At 35.7% G+C, this 23037-nt stretch carries 16 protein-coding genes; 12 read left to right on the top strand and 4 right to left on the bottom strand.

Annotated elements, in window-relative coordinates; translation table 11 throughout:
- Positions 1–76: 76 nt before the first annotated feature.
- From AC3IS6_RS13975 to AC3IS6_RS13960, 4 genes are all read left to right on the top strand, one after another.
- A complete protein-coding gene (locus tag AC3IS6_RS13975; protein WP_489160199.1) occupies positions 77–556 on the top strand; it encodes a hypothetical protein in 480 nt (159 codons plus the stop codon).
- Positions 557–949: 393 nt separating this feature from the next.
- A complete protein-coding gene (locus tag AC3IS6_RS13970; protein ID WP_489160197.1) occupies positions 950–2476 on the top strand; it encodes a S10 family peptidase in 1527 nt (508 codons plus the stop codon).
- 227 nt (positions 2477–2703) lie between these two features.
- A complete protein-coding gene (locus AC3IS6_RS13965; protein WP_489160195.1) occupies positions 2704–3210 on the top strand; it encodes a GNAT family N-acetyltransferase in 507 nt (168 codons plus the stop codon).
- A gap of 264 nt (positions 3211–3474) precedes the next feature.
- Positions 3475–4023, top strand: a complete 549-nt coding sequence (locus AC3IS6_RS13960; RefSeq protein ID WP_489160193.1) for a HutD family protein — start codon at positions 3475–3477, stop codon at positions 4021–4023.
- 271 nt (positions 4024–4294) lie between these two features.
- On the opposite strand, the gene AC3IS6_RS13955 is transcribed toward AC3IS6_RS13960, so the two are convergent.
- A complete protein-coding gene (locus AC3IS6_RS13955; RefSeq protein WP_489160192.1) occupies positions 4295–4864 on the bottom strand; it encodes a Crp/Fnr family transcriptional regulator in 570 nt (189 codons plus the stop codon).
- A gap of 218 nt (positions 4865–5082) precedes the next feature.
- Between AC3IS6_RS13955 and AC3IS6_RS13950 the strand changes: the two genes are divergently transcribed.
- Positions 5083–6195 (top strand): pectate lyase family protein, encoded by a 1113-nt coding sequence (locus AC3IS6_RS13950; protein WP_489160190.1) that lies wholly within the window; start codon positions 5083–5085, stop codon positions 6193–6195.
- A 246-nt stretch (positions 6196–6441) separates the two neighbouring features.
- On the opposite strand, the gene AC3IS6_RS13945 is transcribed toward AC3IS6_RS13950, so the two are convergent.
- The 3 genes from AC3IS6_RS13945 to AC3IS6_RS13935 all read right to left on the bottom strand — a co-directional run bounded on the left by AC3IS6_RS13945 (position 6442) and on the right by AC3IS6_RS13935 (position 8804).
- The gene (locus AC3IS6_RS13945) at positions 6442–6825 is read right to left on the bottom strand and encodes a DUF3037 domain-containing protein (RefSeq protein ID WP_017498237.1); all 384 of its coding nucleotides are present in this window, start codon (positions 6823–6825) and stop codon (positions 6442–6444) included.
- Positions 6815–7597, bottom strand: a complete 783-nt coding sequence (locus AC3IS6_RS13940; protein ID WP_489160188.1) for a HipA family kinase — start codon at positions 7595–7597, stop codon at positions 6815–6817. Before AC3IS6_RS13940 ends, AC3IS6_RS13945 begins: the two co-directional genes overlap by 11 nt.
- A gap of 361 nt (positions 7598–7958) precedes the next feature.
- Positions 7959–8804, bottom strand: coding sequence for an NAD(P)H-hydrate dehydratase (locus tag AC3IS6_RS13935; RefSeq protein WP_489160187.1), 846 nt, complete (start codon positions 8802–8804; stop codon positions 7959–7961).
- A gap of 258 nt (positions 8805–9062) precedes the next feature.
- Here AC3IS6_RS13935 and gcvT point away from each other — a divergent pair, with 258 nt between their 5' ends.
- The 7 genes from gcvT (at position 9063) to AC3IS6_RS13900 (ending at position 23024) form a co-directional block, all read left to right on the top strand.
- Positions 9063–10145, top strand: a complete 1083-nt coding sequence (gene gcvT / locus AC3IS6_RS13930) for a glycine cleavage system aminomethyltransferase GcvT (RefSeq protein ID WP_489160185.1) — start codon at positions 9063–9065, stop codon at positions 10143–10145.
- Positions 10146–10379: 234 nt separating this feature from the next.
- Positions 10380–12410 (top strand): S41 family peptidase, encoded by a 2031-nt coding sequence (locus tag AC3IS6_RS13925; protein ID WP_489160183.1) that lies wholly within the window; start codon positions 10380–10382, stop codon positions 12408–12410.
- Positions 12411–12621: 211 nt separating this feature from the next.
- A complete protein-coding gene (locus AC3IS6_RS13920) occupies positions 12622–13335 on the top strand; it encodes a YebC/PmpR family DNA-binding transcriptional regulator (RefSeq protein WP_173967295.1) in 714 nt (237 codons plus the stop codon).
- Positions 13336–13655: 320 nt separating this feature from the next.
- A complete protein-coding gene (locus AC3IS6_RS13915) occupies positions 13656–18389 on the top strand; it encodes a hypothetical protein (protein ID WP_489160181.1) in 4734 nt (1577 codons plus the stop codon).
- Position 18390: 1 nt separating this feature from the next.
- Positions 18391–20472 (top strand): fibronectin type III domain-containing protein, encoded by a 2082-nt coding sequence (locus AC3IS6_RS13910; protein WP_489160179.1) that lies wholly within the window; start codon positions 18391–18393, stop codon positions 20470–20472.
- Between the two features lie 166 nt (positions 20473–20638).
- On the top strand, positions 20639–21817 hold the full coding sequence (locus AC3IS6_RS13905) for a SprB repeat-containing protein (RefSeq protein ID WP_489160177.1): 1179 nt from the start codon (positions 20639–20641) through the stop codon (positions 21815–21817).
- A 4-nt stretch (positions 21818–21821) separates the two neighbouring features.
- Positions 21822–23024, top strand: coding sequence for a SprB repeat-containing protein (locus AC3IS6_RS13900; RefSeq protein ID WP_489160175.1), 1203 nt, complete (start codon positions 21822–21824; stop codon positions 23022–23024).
- Positions 23025–23037 lie beyond the last annotated feature (13 nt).

Raw genomic sequence — 23037 nt, 5'->3', positions numbered from 1 at the left:
CAACCAGAACTTTCCTAAACAAAACAACTAGAAATTATGTTTGACTAGAAATTTCATTCCCGAATTAACCTTTTACATGAACATTAAAATAATTATTGCTTTCTGTCTGCTTGTTTTGGCAATTTTAAATTACAAAAGAATCTTGTCTTTTATAGATTTTATCAAAGAAAAAAGAGCAATCGAATTTAAGAAAAGAACTAATCTGAATCTTAATACACTAACAAGAATATCTGCTTATCCAGTTATGTTTCTTTATGGTTTAGAATACTTTTTCCTAAACCGTCCTGTTTTTTACTTTGACGAAAACTATTTCTACAAGGTGACACGAAAAGATCCTGTCGTACAACACAAACTATCCGCTGTTATTGAAGTTAAAAGAACAATTGTCACGGTTAACAAGAGAAGAGTCTGGAAAGTAATCATAAACGAGTTGGGACAACAAACAGAATACAGAATGAGAAGTAATTTTGGAGATTTTGACCTTTTTCTAGAAAAAATAAAAGAAAATCCCAATGCGATTGTTGATGATAAATACATTTGGGGAATTTTTGAATAATAATTTCTTTGTATCTAGCGAACACCAAGAAATTAAATCACAAAAATTTCGGCTAAAGCCATTTCCTATTCTATTTTTTATTTCCTCCAGCTAAAGCTGGAGGCTATTCAAAAAAAAATCTAAAAAATTAACTTCAATATAAATCAATTCAATTGCCCTCAGCTTTAGCTGGGGGTTTTGTATTCAAATAAAAATTGGGCTTTAGCCAAATGACATTGAGCGGGAGGTCATTCCAAAAAATCACGGGCATCCCTACCCTATGTAGACCTTCCTGAAATTACTTACTCTCTCTTAAAGATTAAAAATCCTCACTTATAATTATTTTTATATCTTTAAAAATTCTAAATACAGCCACCTGTTTAGAGCATTAATTTCTATTAACACCCTATTTTTATGAAAAAAACATTACTTGTATTCCTTTTAGCCGGATCCTTAATTTCATCTGCTCAGGAATCAAAACCAAAAGCTCCCCAAGCCCCTGCAAAAGAAGAAAATTCGCCTTCTAATCTTACTTTCAATCCGGATGCTAGTGTTATCACCAATCACTCTGTTACCATAAAAGGGCAAAAAGTTCCTTATAAAGCCACAACGGGTACGATGCCGGTTTGGGACGAAGACGGAAAAGCCATTGCGGGATTGTTCTACACCTATTATGAGCGTTCTGATGTAAAAGATCAGGCTTCGCGTCCATTAGTTATTTCCTTTAACGGTGGTCCGGGTTCTGCTTCGGTTTGGATGCAGATTGCCTATACAGGGCCAAGTTTGTTGAATATCGATGATGAAGGCTATCCTTTGCAACCTTACGGAATAAAGGAAAATCCGTATTCGATTTTAGATGTTGCCGATATCGTTTTTGTAAACCCTGTCAATACCGCTTATTCAAGACCTACCAGCAAAGACATCCCTACTACAAAATTCTTTGGCGTAAATGCCGACATTAAATACCTGGCCGATTGGATCAATGGTTTTGTAACCCGTACCAATCGCTGGGCTTCTCCTAAATATCTAATTGGTGAAAGTTACGGTACTACCCGCGTTTCGGGATTGGCGCTTCAATTGCAAAACAGTCAATGGATGTATCTAAACGGAGTGATTTTGGTTTCTCCAACTGAATTAGGAATAACACGTGGCGTAGTTTCTGATGCTGCTCTTAAATTGCCTTATTTTGCAGCTACTGCCTGGTACCATAAAATGCTTCCGCCTGATCTGCAAAACAAAGATTTAACGGATATGTTACCCGAAGTTGAAGATTTTACCGTAAACGAACTTCTTCCTGCATTGACCAAAGGAGGATCTCTAGACGAACAAAAAAGAAAAGAAATTGGCGCTAAAATAGCACGTTATTCCGGTATTCCGGAGAAAGTGATCCAGCAAAACAATTTGGACCTTCCTTATGACTATTTTTGGAAAGAACTGCTAAGAGATAAGGGCTATACGGTAGGAAGACTTGATTCGAGATACAAAGGAATAGACCGCAAAGACTCAGGCGAAAGTCCCGATTTTAATGCAGAACTTACTTCATGGCTGCATTCGTTTACGCCTGCCATCAATATGTATGTGCGCAACAATTTGAATTACAAAACTGACTTTAAATACAATATGTTTGGCTATGTACATCCTTGGGACAGATCTAATGATAAAACTGGCGAAAACCTGAGACAAGCTATGGCACAAAATCCATATTTGCATGTAATGGTACAATCCGGATATTATGATGGCGCCTGTGACTACTTTAATTCTAAATACGATTTATGGCAAATGGATCCAAGTGGAAAACTAACCGATAGAATGTCTTGGAAAGGTTACAGAAGCGGTCATATGATGTATTTAAGAAAAGCCGATCTGGAAGCTGCCAACGAAGACATCAGAACATTCATAAAGCAATCCTTACCTAAAGCCGGACAACCTGCAAAATACTAAATCAAACCTCTTGAGGTGAATTGACAAAAATTGATTTAACACATAGAAACATAGATTTTTAAGCATAATCAAAGAGAACGAAAAAGAGAAACAAATTTCTTTCATATAGAAATATGTGAATTAAAATAAAATGAAACATCTTTTTCACGAATACTGAACCTATGTTTCTATGTGTTAAAATCAATTATAACCAACATATTAAAGCTAAATTACAACTACAATAATTCATGATTACAAAAGCTTCCTTACAGGACATTCCGGCGTTAAGCGCTTTAATCAATTCAGCCTACAGAGGTGAAACCTCAAAAAAAGGCTGGACAACCGAAGCCAATTTATTAGAAGGAAAAAGAACCAACGAAGAAGAATTGACAGAAACATTTCTAAATCCTAAGAATACAATTCTGAAATATACTGAGAACGATACAATTATCGGTTCGGTTTTATTGGTCGAAAAAGGGAGCCAACTGTATTTAGGAATGTTAACCGTTTCACCGGAATTGCAAAACAGCGGTATCGGAAAAAAGATGCTGGCCGAAGCCGAAAATCATGCAAAAACTTTGGGATTGTCAAGTATTATTATGACAGTAATTTCGGTTCGGGAAGAACTTATTGCATGGTACAAACGTCACGGCTACGTTGATACAGGTGAAAGAGAAGCTTTTCCGGTAAGTGAGATTCATGTTACTATTTCTGAAAAACCTCTGGAGTTTATTTACTTAGAGAAGGTTATTTAGTTTTATTTGTTTCAAGTTTCAAGTTTCAAGTTTCAGGTTTCAGGTTTTACCGCAAAGTTCGCAAAGAATTACGCAAAGATTCGCAAAGGTTTCTTTTTAATCTTGCAAAGTCGCTAAGACGCAAAGTTTTAGTTTTTACTTTCTTTGCGATTCTGTGACTTTGCGAAATTATTTTTTAAGATGATAAAACACCTTTGTTACTTTGAACCTTTGAGCCTTTGCATCTCTGAACCTTTGCCCCTCTAAACCTCCAATAATAAAAAAATGCACATACACCTTTTACCCAAAGAAAATTGTAAAGCCGCAGTTTGGAGCGGTGGATTGACGTATGAATATATGATCTATCCAAAAACAGCAAACTACGTTGATAGAGATTTTGTATTCAGAATAAGCAGTGCTACCATAGAGCAAGAACCATCGGTATTTACCCAATTTAAAGGCTATCACCGATATCTGGTTATGCTTGATAACGGCCTGGATATTGAAATAAACCAAGAGAAAAAGCTATACGAGCAATTTGAAATCATGGAATTTAACTCAAATAATGAGGTAACTTCTTACACAAAAGGTATGGATTTTAACTGGATGGTTTCTGAAAAAATTCCCCATCACAAACTGATAGTGACGAATGCTAATCAAAATTGTAATGCTCAAATAGTACTTTTATTTTCTTTACATACAACAGTTGTTCAAATTAATGAGAAATCATACGATCTAAAACCTCATGATTTACTGGTGATTGAAAATCCGGAAAAGACAGATATAGCACTTCGCTTTTCTAATAAATGCCTATTTGGAGTTTTGGATTTTTAATAACATAATAAACCTCATAAATCTGTGAAGTTTTTATCTCACAGTTATCTCAATATTGTCATTTCGACGAAGGAGAAATCTTCGTACGTAACTCCGCAACGAAAACACAATCCTTGTCGAGCTTCTCGCGGAGATTTCTCCTTCGTCGAAATGACAAACTTTACCGTAAGTTTGGTTAACGAGATTTCTCAAATACTAAATATTAGACACACTGCTGTGCGTCTCTACAGAAACCTTTGAACCTTTGTTGCTCTGTACCATTGAACCTTTTTTAAACCTTCTTTTTTATCTTCGATAAAAATTCATGCGAAACTCCAAGATACGATGATAAATTTCGGTTATTAATCTTTTCGGCTTTGTGTGAATATCTCTCGATAAACTCCAGATACCGCTGTTTCGAGGTTTTGTTTAATACATCAATAAGTCTTTGTTGAATGGCAATATTGGCCCTTTCAACCATTAAAATATGAAACTGAATCAACTTAGGTACCTGCTCGAACAAAAGTGCTTTGTTTTTTTTACTAATCACTAAAATTTCACTATCTTCTATTGCTTTGATATTATAAGTCGTAGGCTTTTGATGATAGAAACTTTCGAGATCACAAATCCATTCATTTTCGAAAGAGAAGAAAATGACACTTTCGGTTCCGTTGTCATTTAAAATATAGGTTTTAAAAGTACCATTTAAAATAAAGCCTTCATAAGAACTCTTTGAATCCTGAATCTGCAGAAATTCGTTTTTCTTAAGTTTAATAAACTTTACTTTTTCAACGACAAAATTCCATTCCTCATCTGTTAACGGAATCTTGCGCTCGATACTTAATCGTAGGTCTTTGTACATATGGTATTTACTTTTTATTCTTACTCAGGGGCGTAAGTAGGTGAATGAATGAAAAATAATGCAATCGATTACACAAAAATATACTTTTTTGTAATGTAACGCCTACCGAAAACACATTTAACAGTAAATTATTTTCAAAACATTGAACTTGTTCAACATTTTTCATCCTAATTATAAGCAGATTTGCACTATTAACTATTTAACCAAACTTAATTATTATGAAATTTAAATCAACAATCTCAGTGTTCCTGTTAACATTGATTTTCGGTTTTGCAGCCTGCAATACCGAAGAAATTGCTACACCGCAAACCAGTGAAAATGCCACTATCGAGACCTCTCCAACATCTTCCGGTAATCTAACAGCAAAAATTGGAAACTGCACCCAGGTTCCGGGATGGGCCTCTCAAAACGGAGGAACAACCGGTGGAGGTTCATCAGCAGAAGAAGTAGTAACCAATTATGCACAACTTAAAACCGCAATTGAAAACAGTGCTGTAAAAGTGATCAAAGTTAGTGGTACAATTACGGTTACTACAAGATTATCACTACAAGATCAAAGTGGTAAAACGATTTACGGTGCAAGCGGTGCAAAACTGGTTTCTACCAACCAAACGAAAGACGGTTCGGGTATCATCAATATCAAAAGATGCACGAATCTGATTATCAGAAATCTTATTTTTGAAGGGCCTGGAGCTTATGATACAGATGGCTGGGACAATGCTATTTTAGATGATTGTCAAAATGTATGGGTGGACCATTGTGAATTCAGAGATGGAGTTGACGGAAACTTCGACATCAAAAATAAATCAGATTACATTACGGTTTCTTATACAAAATTCGGTTACCTAAAAGCTCCTAAAGCCGGAGGTCCGGGTGGGTCAGATGATCACAGGTATTCTAATTTAATTGGTTCCAGTGATGGAGCAACTGCCGATCGCGGAAAATTAAGAATTACTTTCGCTCGTTGCTGGTGGGCTCCTGGCTGCAAAGAAAGAATGCCAAGAGTGCGTTTTGGAAAAGTACATCTAGTAAACAACTTCTTTAACAGCACAGTAAGTAATAAATGTATTGCCGCAGGTTTTGAAGCTAATCTAAATGTAGAAAGCAACGTTTTTGAAGGTGTAAAAACTCCTATCGATCTAATGAGCGGTTTTACTGCTGTTACAGCAACGGACAATGTTTTCACCAATACAACCGGAAATCAAGCCGGAAGCGGTACTGCTTTTACTCCACCCTATTCGATCGTAAAACTGAACAAAACTGCTGTTAAAGCTGATATCTCTGCCAATGCAGGAGCAACTTTGGGCGGTAATATCTGCGGATCGTTTTAAAAACCTGAGTTAGTTTTTATTTATAAAACCATATAAGAAATATAAGTTATCTAAGTTTTGAGCTTAAATTGTTTTATAGTTCTTATGTGGTTTTTTATTTAACCGCAAAGAACGCAAGATTTTTTTATCGGTAATTACTTAATACAAACGCAAAGTTCGCAAAGTTTTTAGGTAAAGCTTTGCGAACTTTGCGTAATTCTTTGTGTCCTTTGCGGTTAAAAAAACCTCTGCCACTTTGAGCCTCCTCTAAAGCACCAATTCTTCAAATAATCTCTGAATCGTCTTTTCTAAATCCTGACATAGGCCCGGATGAGGTCTTGACGTTTGTATTGCAGAACTTCTAATGGCTGTGAGCCATCTAAAACGTTCCGGAATCTCAAATTCAGCGATAGGTCCGCCATCTTTAGCGCCATTAACAATTTTTTCTAATGAGGTTAAATTACATTCTAACTGTTCGATGTCAAAGTCGGCAGAAAGGGCTTGTATTCTTTCTTTATTCAGATGAAAAAGAACTTTTATGAATTTCTTTTTTTTGCAAAACAAAATGATTCCGATATTCAGAAACTCTTCGCGCTCTACTCTTGGTACCACGCGGATTACGGCATACTCATATAAGTGATTATCTTGCATTTTGCGCCTGGTTTACAAAGATTTCTGAATGATTTAATCGGGTCTGCAAAAACTGTAAATATACATTTCGCAAGGTTTCCGGTTCTTCGTCGGTATCTTCCCATTGCAGCCATTCCAGTGGAATTGTATTTACAATCTCTTCTAATATTTCGTGCGATAAAAGTGTCTTAAATTCAGCATCTACTTCCTTTAAAAGCGAGGCTTGCGGCAATAAAACATGATCTTTAATTAATGCAAACGGACTTTTGGCATGCTGTTCCCAATTGTTCCAGGAATGATGAAAATACAAACAAGCTCCGTGATCAATCAGCCATAATTCTTTATGCCAAATTAGCATATTTGTATTTTTGAAAGTACGGTCGACATTGGTAATATAAGCATCCAGCCAAACAATTTGCGAAGCCAGCTTAGTATCAACAGTGGTAACAACAGGATCGAATGTAATGGCTCCCGATAAAAAATGGAGTGCCAGATTTAATCCCTGACTTCCTTGCAGTAAATCCTGAATTTCTTCATCAGCTTCCGTTCTTCCAAACGCTTCGTCAAGATTGGCGAAAACTAATTCCGGAAGCTGCAATTTTAAGGCTTTTGCAATTTGTCCACCCACCAATTCGGCAATCAAAGCTTTTACACCGTGACCGGCTCCTCTAAATTTTAGGACGTATTTAAAATCGTCATCGGCTTCTGCCAAAGCAGGTAAAGAACCTCCCTCGCGCAATGGCGTTATATAACGCATGACGTTTACTGTTCTGAGATCGAAGTTGTTTTTCATTTTTTTCTAGATTCAAAGATGCTAAGAAACTGAGCTACTAAGTTTCTAATCTTTGAGATTACAAACTTACGTTTTTTGATTTTAGATTATACAGACCAGATTTTAGATTTTTTTTCGTTCGTGCAGATCAAGCAGCTTTATTCTCAGTTTTGGTATCCTGAGCGAAGTCGAAGGACACTTGCTTAAACTTGCTTAGACTTACTTAGACTTACTTAGGCTTGCTTAGACTGCTTAGATTTTTTTTTCGCAAAGTTCGAGAAGGTTTTGTCTTTAAGATTCTTATGAAGCGTAAAGGTTCGCAAGACTTTGTGTAAAATCTTTGCGAGTCTTTGCGTAAAACTTTGCGAACTTTGCGGTTAAATTAAACCAAGCTCAAAAAAGCTTTTCCCAAATACTTAATAATAGTAGAAGCTGTAAAAGATTCATAACCTGTTTTTGGTAGCGCAATATCAGCGGTTAATCCGTGGAGAAAAACGCCAAGTTTTGCTGCATACTTAGGTTCATAACCCTGGGCCAATAAACCTGTAATGATTCCTGTGAGGGTATCTCCGCTTCCGGCAGTGGCTAAAGCTGCATTACCAGTGGTGTTTTCGTAAATCTCAGTCTTAATAATGATGTAGGTTGGTGCTCCTTTCATGACCATAATTACTTTGTACTTTTCTGAAAAAGCAATCGTCTTTTGAAATCTTTCGGATTCCGAATTCCATTTACCTATTAAACGTTCGAGTTCTTTCGGATGTGGTGTCAGAATGGTATTTTCAGGAACTAATTCCAGCCAGGTTAAATTTTCTGCCAAAATATTCAGAGCATCAGCATCCAATACTAAAGAAGATTTATTAACTCTTAAAAATTCAAACAAAGCCTTTTGGGTGCCCAGCTCCTGCCCAATTCCGGGTCCAATTCCGATGGCCTGAGGCAGTAACGGAAGATGAATACTGGTCAGAAAATTAGTGTTTTCATCGGTAACCACCATAACTTCAGGGATCGATATTTGTAGAATTTGATAACCACATTTGGGTACAAAAGCAGTTACGAGTCCACAACCTGATTTTGAGCAGGATTTTGATGCTAAAACTGCCGCTCCTACTTTACCATAGCTTCCGGCAATTATAACAGCATGTCCCTGAAGTCCCTTATGTGTTAGAGGGTTTACCGGTTTGTAGAATTTCAGTACCTCTTCTTTTGTAATTAAAAATGGATCTTTCATCGAACTGATTTAATGTCTTAAAGTTACGTAAAAAATGAAGAAGCAAACACTTCCTACAGTCTTAAAATTCGGATTATACTGTCTCTATTATGTTTCTGTCCTTCCGCAAAAAACAAAAAACTAAGAAGCTTCTCAAACTTAAGGATATTGCTGCGTATGCATAAATTAGGCAAGAATATTGCGAATTTTAATAATTTAGTATATAAATCTTTGGTATTTTTTAAATAAATTTGCGACACAATTTTATAAAACAACACAATGAAAAATACTGCGCTTACGCATATACATGAGAGTTTGGGAGCGAAAATGCTACCTTTTGCGGGTTATAATATGCCTATTACATATGAAGGAATAAATGCTGAACACGAAACAGTTCGCAACAGTGTGGGCGTTTTTGACGTTTCACATATGGGGGAATTTTTGCTTACAGGTCCAAATGCTTTGACTTTGATTCAAAAAGTAACTTCAAACGATGCTTCGACTTTGACTATCGGAAGAGCACAATATTCTTGTCTGCCAAACAATGATGGCGGAATTGTAGATGATTTGATTGTATATAAAATGAAAGAGGAAGAGTATTTACTTGTTGTAAATGCTTCAAATATCGAAAAAGACTGGAACTGGATATCTTCGCACAATGATTTGGGTGTTGAAATGAAAAACTTGTCTGACGAGTACTCATTATTGGCTATTCAGGGACCAAAAGCAGTTGAGGCTATGCAGTCTTTATCTTCTATAGACCTGGCAGCTATTACGTATTACCATTTTGAAGTGGCTGATTTTGCCGGTTTTAGTGATGTAATCATTTCTGCAACTGGCTACACAGGTTCTGGTGGATTTGAAATTTACTGTAAAAATGCTGATGCCGAAGCAATTTGGAAAAAAGTTTTTGAAGCTGGTGCAGCTTTCGGAATTAAACCTATCGGATTAGCAGCACGCGATACTTTACGTCTTGAAATGGGATTCTGTTTGTACGGAAATGATATTAACGATACTACTTCGCCACTAGAAGCTGGATTAGGATGGATTACTAAATTCACCAAAGATTTTACCAATTCAGAAAACCTGAAAAAACAAAAAGAAGAAGGTGTAACCCGCAAATTAATTGCTTTTGAAATGCAGGAGCGTGCAGTACCAAGACATGATTACGAAATTGTAGATGCTTCGGGTGCTGTAATTGGTGTAGTAACTTCCGGAACTATGTCACCTTCTATGAATAAAGGTATTGGATTAGGATATGTAACCGTACCTAATAGTGCTGTTGACAGTGATATCTTTATCCGAATCAGAAAAAATGATGTAGCTGCAAAAGTGGTTAAATTACCTTTTTATAAGAAATAGATTTTTATCTTTAGAAATTTAGAAAATGCATTACTAAAACAGTAATGCATTTTTTTTTTAGTTCTTTCTGTCACAAATTCACGAATTTGTCTACTTTTTTTATACGTCATCATTCGTGAATTCGTGGCGGAAACTTTGCAGAATAAAAATCATCAGAATGTAAGAATTTTTAGAAAAGTATAACCTTTTATGAAAAAATAAGCGTAATTTTAATCTGAACGAAGATTTCCATTTATGAAAAAAATAGCACTGGTGTTGATGTTAATCACAAACTTTCTGTTTAGCCAAAGCAGCGACCCAACCTGCGAAATAGTCAACAAAATAAATGCAGTTATTCAGGAGCAGCACGTCAGACCTAAACTGGTCGATGATAGTTTATCGATTTTTGTCTTTGATAATCTGATTAATGAATTGGATCCCTCCCGAAATATTTTCTTCAAAACAGAATACGATGAAATGGCAGAGAAATACCGTACAAACTTAGATGATTTCATTCTTAGTAATGATTGTAGTTTTCTGGCTGATGTAACTTCCAAATATAAAGAAGGTCTTTTGAGAACCAAACAAGTTTTGGAAAAAATTCAGGCCACACCTCTTGATTACAACAAAAACGATACAATCCGATTTTATAAAAAATCTTTTCCTTTTTACCTAAAAAAAGAAGGTTTGGAAAAAGCGTGGCTCAAAAAAATTCGGTACCAGATTCTAGATGAGATAGCTGAAACAAGTGACAATTTAGATTCTATCAAAGCTAATTTTCAATCTATCGAACTCAAGTCAAAAAAACTAATTGTGTCGAATGAGATCTGTAGAATTAATACCCTTTTGGAAACGAATACCAAACAGGAAGAGAAATTCTATAATTTTTTCTGTACCTATTTCGATCCGCATACTGCCTATTTTAGTGATGATTCAAAAACGAGCTTTGTGGCATCACTATCCAAAGAGCATTTGTCATTGGGAATGACTGTCAATCTCAATGAAAAAAATGAAATCATTGTAGCCGAAATTGATCCCAATGGTCCTGCTTATCAAACGGGTCAGATTAAAAAAGGTGATCAGATCATTTCAATATCCAATCAAAAGGAAACTTTGCAGGTTTCCTGTGCTTCGCTGGAATCCATTTCGACTTTGATTTTATCAGAATCCAATAAAAGCATCACACTAACCTTAAAACGAAATTCAGGTAAAAGCTTTGATGTGTATATCGAAAAGAAGGTGATGAAAGACGAAGAGAACTCTGTTTTTAGCTTTATTATTGGAAAAGACAGTAAAATTGGCTACATCAAAATTCCTAGTTTTTATGCTGACCTAGAAGGTAATAGCCGTAAAGGCTGTGCCGATGATGTGGCGCGTGAGGTTATAAAACTGGAAAGAGACGATATAAAAGGTCTGGTAATTGACCTTATTGACAACGGTGGGGGATCGATGGAAGAAGCCATAAAACTGGCCGGAATGTTTATCGATTATGGACCACTTTCTATTGTTGTAGATCGCAATCAAGGAAAATCGGTTATCAATGATCCGTATAAAGGACTCATTTACAAAGGACCAATTGTAATTTTAGTAAATAGTAATACTGCATCGGCAAGTGAGTTTTTCTCTTCTATATTACAAGATTACAATCGTGCTTTATTATTAGGAAGTACTACACTTGGAAAAGCTACCATGCAAACGATTCTTTCGCTTGACGAAACTAAAAATACCGACTTTTTAAAGATCACTATTAATAAGTTCTACAGGGTAACAGGTAAAAGTCATCAATATATAGGAGTAAAACCAGATGTAGTTCTTCCTGAATTTTACGAAGGCGTTTATCAAAAAGAAAGCGATTTCCCAACTGCCATTAAAAATGATAGTATCGAACCGTTCTTAAAATTCAGACCTTACGTCAAGAGAGCGTTAATCGACAAACTGGCTAAAAATAGTACAACAAGACTGGCGGATAATTACTTTTTCAATAATATAAAAGAAATCAATCAAAAAATTGATCAGTTGGTAAACACGCCTAAAGCAGAAATTCCGATGACTTTGGAGGCCGTTTTCAAACAGAAAAAAATTGTAAATTCTCTTTGGAAAGAGATCAATACTTTTAACGACGAAAACAATCCCTTAGATGTTTATAATTCAACGGTAAACCAGTTTTTACTCGGTGTTTATCCCAATGACAAAACAATCAACAAGTACCAGATCGATAATCTTAAAACGAATCCGTACCTAAATGAAGCCGTGAATGTTATTAATGAGTTTAATGCTTGGAAGTAGTTCTTGGCTGTAGGCTGTAGGCTATAAGCATTAAGCTGTAGGCATTGAACGTTAGACTTTCGACTTTACAAAAGGGAGTTCGGACAACCTGAAACCGCAAACTTTAAACTTTTTAACCTCTAAGTCCTAACTATCACTAAAAAAGAATTCAATTGATTTTGGAAAAATAAGGAATAACCGTATTTTTGCCTCACAAAACTAAAAATTAGAAATGGGAAGAGCGTTCGAATTTAGAAAAGGAAGAAAAATGAAACGTTGGTCAGCAATGGCTAAAACATTTACCCGAATTGGTAAAGACATTGTTATGGCTGTTAAAGAAGGTGGCCCTAACCCGGAGGCCAATTCTAGATTAAGAGCTGTAATACAAAATGCAAAAGCCGCTAACATGCCTAAGGACAATGTGGAGCGTGCGATAAAAAATGCAAGTAATAAAGATACTGCCAACTATAAAGAAATTCTGTTTGAAGGATATGCTCCTCACGGAATTGCAATTTTAATTGAAACAGCATCTGACAACAATAACAGAACAGTAGCAAACATCAGAAGCTATTTTAATAAGTGTAATGGAACAATGGGAACTCAGGGTTCAGTTGAGTTTATGTTTGACCATACTTGTAATTTCAGAATTGCAAAAGGTGAAATTGATGCCGAAGAATTAGAATTAGAACTAATTGATTTTGGTGCTGAAGAAGTTTTCGAAGACGAAGACGGAATCTTAATTTATGCTCCTTTTGGAAGCTTTGGAGCTTTACAAAAAGAACTGGAAAACAGAGGTCTTGAAATTTTATCTTCAGGTTTTGAGCGTATCCCTCAAATTACAAAAGAACTTACTGAAGCTCAAATTGCAGACGTTGAAAAACTGATCGAAAAAATCGAAGAAGATGATGACGTGATGAACGTTTATCACACGATGAAAGAAGAATAAAAATTTACATTTTTATAATACAAAAAAACTCCGGAGCAATCCGGAGTTTTTTTTTGCTATAATGTGGAAAGCCGTAAAGAATAAACTCAGAGATTGTTTATGTTTGGCAAAAATTTAACAAAACCAACATTTGGCAAAAAACGAGGGTAAAACTATTAATTTTGCAGCTTTTTGATTGAAATTTGTAATCTAATCCTTTATACAAATTTTAAATAGATAAATTTTTTCCTATTAAAAATAATATTTATATTTGACCTCCCCAAAAAAATAAATTCCGACTCTTTACCACAATACTTAATACCAACCAAACCTACTAAGACTTGAAAAAAACTACTCTTAAGTTATTTCCTTTTATCGTATATATTGTTTTATTTTTAATTAGCATCAATTGCTTTTCTAATACTAATACTTACACCGATACCATTACCAATTCAAAGAAGATTTTTATTTCTAAAAAATTTTCCAAAGACGAAGTTGGTCTTCTCAACAATTCGCTTAGTTATTACCAGACTCCAAAAAGTGAGTTCACTAATGAGTTTCTAAAAAAGAATTTCCCGGTCTCACAGGAGATCAATAAAGATCGCGATATGGCAATATCTGTTTTTAAGGAGATCGCTAAAAATGATAATCTTACTGATTTTTTAGAACCTAAAAAATTATCGATGTTGCCTCTTGGTATAAAAAAGACCATTGGAGGCATTCAATACATGCTTGGTATTAGCAGCGCCAAATTCACTCCGGAATACACGGAGCTAACTGCTTTTGTAAAAATCGTAATTCCGCAGCATGATTCTCTTGGGAGACCAAAAGAGCTGTTCTTTGGTGCCAACGGTATCAAACTTTCGCATAAAGGCGGATTAGTTGGCGCGACAAATTTGGTTTTACTAGGTGATGTTCCAATTAACATTAATGGTCAGAATTCGTTACTTATTCTAAAAGGAGGTATGGCGATGTCTACCGGACTTGTAGAAAAAAAGACCTATGTAACGATTGACTGTAACGGTTTTAAAGAACTTGGAATTACCGCAGACGTTGAATTTTCAAGAGCTTATCTTGAACCCGTCGATGATGAATATAAACTTATTCCCGCTCCCACCCGTGTAACGGGTTCATTCAAGACAATAGTATCCAACTGGAATGATATTCTTATTGAAATCTCTTTGCCCAAATTTCAACTGACTTCTTATAAGGGCAAAGGACCTGCTTTTGAACTAAATAATGCCGTAATCGATTTAAGTGACATTAGAAACTCTGATAAAATCGAATGGCCCGATGCTGATTATGTCAAAGACTATCTAATACCGGGCAATCTAAATTTATGGAGGGGTTTTTATGTAAAATCTCTAAAAGTCGTGTTACCGGAGCAGTTCAATAAAAGAGACGAGAATAAAAGGGTTAAATTTGAAGCTGCCAATCTCTTAATTGACAGAATGGGGGTTTCCGGAAGATTCGTAGGCGATAATATCTATAGCCTTAAAGAAGGAAGTGCTTCTGGCTGGCAATTTTCATTAGACCATATCGAAATGGAATTCCGTGCGAACTCATTGACAGCAGCTGCTTTCAATGGTGAAATTGTTTTGCCGCTTTCGTCAGAAGACAATACCCAATGCGATCCAAAGTCGAGAGGAAGATTATCTTACAATGCTATCATAAACCCTGTAGACAATGAATATATCCTTAAAGCTGATGTAACCAACAATATTTGCTTCCAAGCTTTTAAAGCAACCGCTTCTTTAGAAAAAAACTCCTATTTGGAATTAAAGGTAAAAGACGGTAAGTTTTTACCAAAAGCCGTTCTTTATGGAAGTTTAGCTTTAAAAGGCAGTAATAAAAATACCACTGCATCCGAACTTACCGCATCGCCTACTAAATCATCCGGATCAATTAATGCCGAGGGTGAGAAAAAGGAAGCTATTAATTTTAAAGGGATCATTTTCCAGAATTTAACCTTGCAAACTGTCGTGCCTTATCTAACGGCCGATTATTTTGGCTACAAACACATTCAGGAGAAAGATGCCGCGGTTAGTAACTTCCCTGTTACGATTAATGAAATTGCTTTGATCGCTACAGATGTATCAGCAAGCCTGAAAGTCGATGTTGCGATTAATATTATGCAAAATCAATTTAACGGTCAGACGAAATTTTATGTGATCGGAAAATTCGACAGAGAGAAAGGAATTCAAAAATGGAAATACGAGCGTATTAAGTTTGAGGAAATATCAGTTGCAGCAGACTTAGGAGGTGTAAAATTTAAAGGAAGCATTGCCATAATGGACAATGATCCGGTCTATGGTAATGGTTTTAAAGGGAGCGTGTCGGCAGATTTTACAGGAGGTATCAAAGTAGAAGCCAATGCCATTTTTGGATCTACTACTTTTAGATACTGGTATGTGGATGCTATGGTAGACAACTTAAATATTCCTGCCGGAGCTATTACTTTTAAAGGTTTTGGTGGTGGTGCCTATTATCACATGAAAAAAGACGGCTTTAGTTCTTCTTTTGTAGCTTCTAAATCAAATTATGTGCCTGATGCAGATTCTGGATTAGGTGTTAAAGCTATGATTAAGTTTGCGGGCACAGCTACGGCAAATGCTTTTTGGGGAGGTGCCGGTTTTGAAATTGCTTTTAATAAACACGGCGGTCTTAATAGAATTAGTATTTATGGAGAAGGTCACGTCATGCAGCCGTTTGAGATTCCGGGAGCTGAGGCACTAACAAAAGCCTTACAGGTTGTTGCAGAAAATGAAGCAATAATGGGTGCGGTAGCTACAGAAGCATTAAAAACAAGCAATTTATCGGCTGCAGCAGAACAGCTTTATCCAAATGATGTGAAAAATTCTATGGGTATCAATGCATTTGCTGCCATAGAGTACGATTTTAGAGCAAAAACTTTACACGGTACATTCGATTTATACATTGATACTCCGGGAGGTTTCATAAAAGGCCGTGACTCCAGTAACAGAGCAGGTTGGGCTGTTTTACACTTTGGACCAGACAAATGGTATATCCGGGCAGGTACCCCTAAGAACCGATTGGGGATAAAACTTGCTATTGGATCTGTCGAAGTAGAAGCCGGCGGTTATTTTATGCTTGGAGATGATATCCCGGGTAGTCCGCCGCCACCGGATATTGTTGCGCAACTCTTAAAAGTAGACGTAGCTAAACTGGATTATATGCGTGATGAAAACAGCATTGCTTCAGGAAAAGGATTTGCCTTTGGTTCTGATTTTAGCATTAAAACGGGTAATCTAAGTTTCTTAATGTTCTACGCCAATTTCCAGGCTGGATTTGGGTTTGATATTATGGTTAAAGATTATGGAGAAGCACAATGTAAAGGTTCGGGACAAATTGGTATAAACGGTTGGTATGCCAACGGTCAGTCGTATGCCTATATGCAAGGTGAGCTCGGAATTAATATTAAATTGTTTTTTATACGAAAGAAAATATCCATTATAAAAGGTGGAGGCGCCGTTCTATTACAAGCAAAATTACCAAATCCGGCATGGATTCGAGGATATATGGCGGGTGAATTCAGCCTGCTTGGTGGTGCTGTAAGAGGTAGTTTCCGTTTTAAACTGGAATTTGGAGAGCAGTGCGAATTCCTATCAGCTAATCCTTTAGAAGGTTTAAAATCTATTGCAGATATCACTCCTGCACAAGGAACAAAAGATGTTGATGTCTTCACCGTTCCTCAGGTTGGATTTAACATGCCTGTAAATAAAAACTTCAACATTGAAGGAGATGACGGGGTTAAAACTTACCGACTCAAACTAGAAGAATATACAATCAAGAAAGGAGATGTTCCGGTAATTGGTACGCTAAGTTGGAACAAAACAAATGATTTAGTGAGCTTTAACTCAACCGAGATATTACCTGAAAAATCAGACTTAACATTAAATGTAAAAGTAAGTTTTCAGGAATATAAAAATGGTTCATGGCAAACAATTTTAGACCAGGGACAGGTTGCAATGGAAAGTGAAACCCGAAATTTTACTACCGGTGTGGCACCTAACAATATTCCGGTGGGCAATATTGCTTATTGCTACCCTGTTTTTGATCAGAAATACGTTTATCAAAACGAAAGTAAAGAAGCTTATGTAGTACTAAAAACAGGACAGTCCTATTTGTTTGACCTAAAACCGGGGCAATCACAAAAAGCATTTTACAAAACAGGAAATAAAACAGCAAATGGTACTATATCCTACAATGCAAGTTTAAAAAAGGTCATCGTTAGTTTGCCGGTTTTAGAAAGAGTAAAACCATATAATTTATCTTTAATGACATTGGAAACTACGAAAGATGCGAATACCAATCTTAATGAAAGTTTTGACAAGCAAGATCTTGGTACAAATGCTAATGTTGAAGTTAAAAATAATAAACTGGGCGAAACTTTAACGGGTGGTCAGGGTGTTGAATTATTGCAGTATAATTTCAATACTAGTCAGTATAATACATTTCAAGAGAAAATAGCAGCAAAAAAAGCCCGAAAAGTCCATACAAAAATTATTGAAGCTGATATTCAAGCTCTAGAAGCTGAAAACACCTCAACTGAACCTTTTGATGAAGTTGAGATTGCCGGTAGTCCTAAAACCTTAAACATTCCATTAGTGAATGTCGAGGCCATATTGGATGACAGTTATTTTAAAAATGATATTTATCCATTGATCTATAGAGGCTATCCACTCGAAGCAGATTTTACGCTAAATAGAAACACCTCCCTTTTAGGAAACCCTCCAACTAAAGGAGTTGAACCAATGACCTGGTATTTGGCCTATTTAATTAATAATCCAAAAAGCGTCGATTTAAGAGACCGATTACCTTATCGTTATAACCAGCCTTTTTATTATAATGATGATTTTATAAAAATTCAATATAAAATAGTCAATAAGTATATAAACAGTCAGAATCAGGTTATGATCAACAAGTACAACTACATTATGAACGGAACATTTCCTATAATAAAAGATGGTCCTTACAATGTTAGACTAAACTATACGTTACCAGGCGGACAAGCGGGTACCAGTTCAATTTTTACATTCAATAAAACAGATTAGCATGAAGCTTAAATTTTTAATTCTCCTTACTTTTATTACCATTAGTACTAATTATTCACAAGAAAATAATACCCCAGGAGAAGCAAATCCAACCGAAATAAAATCGGACATACAAGTTATAGCCAGAGTGCAAAAAGATAGAATTTTGTTGCGATGGGCTGTCAGTAATGCGATAGCCTGGAAAAAACTGAATACCTACGGATACACTGTAGAACGTTACACCGTTACCCGAAACAACAAAACTTTATCAACTCCTGAAAAAGTGATTTTGGTAAGTACACTAAAACCTGAGCCACTGGAAACTTGGGAAAAATTAATTGAACAGAATGACAATGCTGCTATTGTAGCACAAGCCATCTATGGAGAAAATTTTTCAGTAACCGGAACAGATCAATTAGAAAATATCGTAAATCTCTCTGAAGAAAATGAACAAAGATTTACGTTTGCTTTACTAACGGCCGACAAAGATTATGAAACCGCCAAAAAAGCAGGTCTGGGCTTTGAAGACAAAACAGTTAAACCCAATGAAAAATATGCGTATCGTGTAATTTCCAATGTACCCGAAAAAGAGGCTACTATCTCTTATGGTGGAATTTTTGTTGGATTAATTGACTATCAACCTCTTCCTAAACCAATGGATTTCACAGCTCATTTTACAGATAGCAGCACCATGTTAAGCTGGAATTTTAAGATTCTTTCTCATACCTATGCTAATTATTTTGTAGAACGTTCAACCGATAAAAAGACTTTCGAGAGAATTACCGATAAGCCTTATACCAGTTTAAATCAGGAAAACACGAGTAATAGTCAAATTTTCTATGTTGATTCTATTGCGAACAATAAACCATACAGCTACAGAATTCAGGGAATTTCGCCTTTTGGTGAGTTAGGCCCTTATTCACAAGTTATTACCGGAAAAGGTGTCGAAATCTTAAAGTATGTTCCTCATCTTACTGTGAAGGAATTTAAGGATGAAAATACCGTTACTTTAACCTGGGAATTTCCAGATGAAGGAAATGATGATATTACAGGATTTGAATTAAATCGTTCAGATAAAGATGATGATGGCTATAAAACGGTGGTGAAAAACATTCCAGCCAAGAGTCGTGCAGTGACGTACAACAAACTCTTATCAACGAACTATTTTACGATTACAGCCCTTGGTAAACAAGGCAGCAACAGAACTTCATTTCCTATGCTTGTGCAGCCTGTAGATTCTATACCGCCTTCTAAGCCAATTGGATTAAAAGGAGTTATAGACAGCCTGGGAGTTGTAAAATTGACTTGGGATCCTAATAAAGAAAAAGATTTACTAGGATATCGTATATATAAAGGAAATACTGCCGAAGAAGAACTTACTCAGTTGACTGTAAGCCCTAGTGAACCCAACTCCTATCAGGACAAGGTACTCGTTAAAAGTTTGAATAGTAAGGTATATTACAAAGTTGTTGCTGTAGATTATCACTACAACATGTCTGAGTTCTCAGAGGTTTTAATCCTTAAAAAACCGGATGTAATCCCTCCTACTTCACCTGTTTTTACCAGTTTTAAAATTAAAGAAGGATCAATTTTTCTCGAATGGGTAAACAGCCAAAGCGAAGATGTGGCAGTGCACCAATTGTATAGAAAAGAAAATGACCAAAAAGACTGGACATTGATCCTGGAAACAAAAAATAAGGAAGAGAAATTTCGGGATAAAACAGCTATTGAAGGAAGTACTTACCGCTATGCCATTTTTGCTAAAGACGAGAGCAATTTAGTCTCCAATCCTTCACCGGAATTGACTTTATTTGTTCCTAAATATTCCGTAATGCCTGCTGTGAAGGGATTTTTTACGCAGCCCAATAAAACGACAAATACTATAGATTTATCATGGGATTACTCAAACAATGAGGTAGATGGTTTTGAAATTTATAAAGCTTCAGACAAAGATCCGTTGCAACTAATCCAGATTGTTCCCGGAAACACCCGATTTTTACCTGATCCGACTATTACCATTAATACTACTTACCAATACGGTATTAGAGCGACATTTAAAGATGGAAGAACATCAAAAATGGACTTTTACACGGTAAAATTTTAAATATGCGAAGTATTTCTTATCTCCTATTTAGATCGCGAATAATCATCAACGGTAAAAACTATTTAAAAAAAAATAACTTAGAAATCTTCATACAATAACTATAACAACAGATGTTGACCACAATGTGATTGTTGTGGACGATTTTAATTCTATAGAAAATAACATAATGAAACAAAAATTACTCTTATTAATATTCTTTTTAGGAAGTCTTCTGGTACAAGGACAAACAGATTATGCAATACTAATAAAATCTAAAATCACTTCACCTTCTATCTGGCCTGATAATGATTATACTGGACTCCATCAGATTTCAATGGGGATGAATTCATGCTCAATTATTTTTCAGACAGAAAATTACAAAGATGATCTATACTGTTTTTTTTATGTGACGGGAAATCCAACTAAAATAGATTTTATGGAAGTTTTAGGAGGGTCTCCAACATGTGGACAAATAACACGAACTATACCTTATAATAAAGATACTTTTTCTTATTCGTCTTTTGCCGGATGTTTAGCGAACGCTGAGATAATGTCATTGCATATCACTCGACCAGACTCCAGTCCAAAATGCAAGGAAGATCCCATAACCTTAAATAATGGGTGGAACTGGAAGTATAAATTTGATAATGGAGCTTGGGACAATCTTCCTACACAATTTCAGGAACAAACATCAATTACATTTAAAATAAAGGATTTACCTGGCTATGCGAGCCAATCAAATGTTCATTTTAAAGCGGGTTATGAAAAATATAAACAATATACAAATACTGTCAGTTATGCTATTATTGGCTGTTCACCCGAACTGGCTGAAAAAAAACCAACTGCAAAATCTATTGAATGCAATAATACGGCCACTGGCAGTGTTACCCTAAAGTTTGAATCACTACTAAAAAAAGATGATCAATTTCTTTTTAATCTAATCCGCGTTGATCCGGCGACACCGAATACAGGTCCTACCACAAGTATTACAGCATCTGAAAAGGAAACTGAAAATAAAAGCTATACATGGGATAAAATAGCAGCAGGAACATACATCATAAAATATCAGGCACAGAGCAAATTTGATAATGGCAAAATAGTAGGATCTAGTGCTATCGTTACCGATCCTTTTACGATAGAAAATAAAGAGGAATTAACTTTTAAAACAACAGCAATTCAACCAAAATGCAGTGGAGATCTTGGTAGTATTGAAATTTCAGTAACTGGTGGTACCTCTCCTTACTTTTATATTCTTGACAATGGAATTAAAACTCGACTTACCAAAAATCCGGATACAATTAATGGTGTAACAGATGGTGATCATACAGTAATCGTTCTGGATAGTTTTGGCTGTACAGAAAACTAATATTATGAAGAAAAAAACACTCTTACTTCTATTCTTTTTAGGAAATCTCTTAGTTCAGGGACAAACGGACTATGGAGTCTTAATAAGATCGACTATGAATTCTAAAAATCCAAATGCATCAAGCACAAGATACACTATTTGTGGAGTTTTAGATTATTCCATAGAAGGGTCAATAGATATGCATATAAAAGAATTTTGCACAAATAATATAATTCCTTTGAATGGAGCTGAAAAGATTCAGTATGATTTTTTTTACACCAAAAATATTGATGGACTTTTTATCTTAGATGCTGAAATAAATAGCAGATATCAGTCCATATGTTCGAAAGAATATGCCATTCCCTACGACAAGAGTACCTTTAAAGAAGCGACTTTAGGTGGATGCGCCGGCAGATCAAATGTGTGGTCAATACACCTTACGCAACCTGCTGCCAATAACGTTTGTAGTGACGATGCCATTACTTTAAACAATGGATGGAACTGGCAATATCAGTATGATGCAACAGGATGGAAACCGCTTTCTTCTCAATTTCAAGGAAAAAGATCCATTTCTTTTAGCCTTAAAGATATTGGCGGTTATGATGGTAAATCGCAAATATTTTTCCAGGCCGGCTATCAAACACAGTTTACCAATACAGTTACTTACAAAATTATACCCTGTTCTCCTGTACTCAATAGTACTTCAGATCCAAATTTTACTAACTGCAGTTATAGCAATGGTAGCGTGATATTTACTTTTAGCAGACCATTGGAAACTACAAAAGAAGAAAAATACCTGTTTAATCGTAATCCTGTAGGAAGTGGTCCTGCAACTTCAGCAAAATCAGATGATCCTGATGTAGAAAAAATATCTGAGTATAGCTATAAATGGAAAAATATACCTCCAGGTCAATATGAATTTAAGTATCAAACTCAATTTGCAAACAATACACCCTCTACGATGTCGGCTGTAACTAATTTTACAATCACTCAAAATCCAAATGGACCTTTAACTTTTAAGGTAAAAGAGGTAATGCCTACCTGTAGTGAAGACACCGACGGAGGCATTGAAATTTCAGCAAGTGGCGGAACTCCTCCTTACTATTATCTTTTGGACGGAGAACCACTAGAACAAAAACATCCGTTTATCAGCCCTTATAAAATTCCCATAAAAACCGATGGAACCTATACTGTTATAGTAGTTGACAAATACAATTGCGAAGAATAATAAATTCCCGAAC

This window comes from Flavobacterium sp. KH_035, assembly GCF_057839565.1.
The sequence above is the reverse complement of the archived record's forward strand: the minus strand, read 5'-3'. Positions and strand labels throughout refer to the sequence as shown.